Source organism: Alphaproteobacteria bacterium, assembly GCA_030739735.1.
Classification (GTDB): domain Bacteria; phylum Pseudomonadota; class Alphaproteobacteria; order UBA7887; family UBA7887; genus UBA7887.
The window spans coordinates 1-534 of sequence record JASLYQ010000066.1 but is presented as its reverse complement, the minus strand read 5'-3'; the positions used below and the strand labels follow the sequence as shown (position 1 = coordinate 534).

The following is a 534-nucleotide window of genomic DNA, read 5'->3' as shown; positions in this document are numbered from 1 at the left end:
GCTGCGTGGTTTGCCGGTAAACTTCCTGATATTGAACGGGCTGTGGATCCGGAACAATTCGAACAGGCTAAAAAGAGTTATTACAAGACGATTCAGGGTGTCCGCTACGACAGAGCACTTTTGGAAGCAGCAGACGAGCGGATTTCCGGTCAGGGAGACGGCCGCATTTCCGAGAAGGATGCAGAAGAAATTGTCGAACTGTCCAAGGACGGCGGGCGGATCACGGAAACGGAACTCATAACTCTTCAGTATATCAGCGAGAACTACCATTTCACGCCAAAGGCTGCTGCGTGGTTTGCCGGTAAACTTCCTGATATTGAACAGGCTGTGGATCCGGAACAATTCGAACAGGCTAATCATTTGCTCACTCAACAATTTCCGGAAGCAGAAGCAGAAGCAGAAGCAGAAACAGAAGCAGAAGCAGAAGCAGAACAAAAACCAGAACAAGAAGCAGAACAAGAACCAGAACAAAAACCAGAACAAGAAGCAGAACAAGAACCAGAACAAGAACCAGAACCAGAACAAGTACCAGAA

The 534-nt window shown here is 47.8% G+C and carries 1 protein-coding gene; it reads left to right on the top strand.

What is annotated here, in order from left to right; translation table 11 throughout:
* Window positions 1–42: 42 nt before the first annotated feature.
* Window positions 43–534: hypothetical protein (locus QF629_13095; GenBank protein MDP6014453.1), on the top strand; the 492-nt coding region annotated here is incomplete at its 3' end.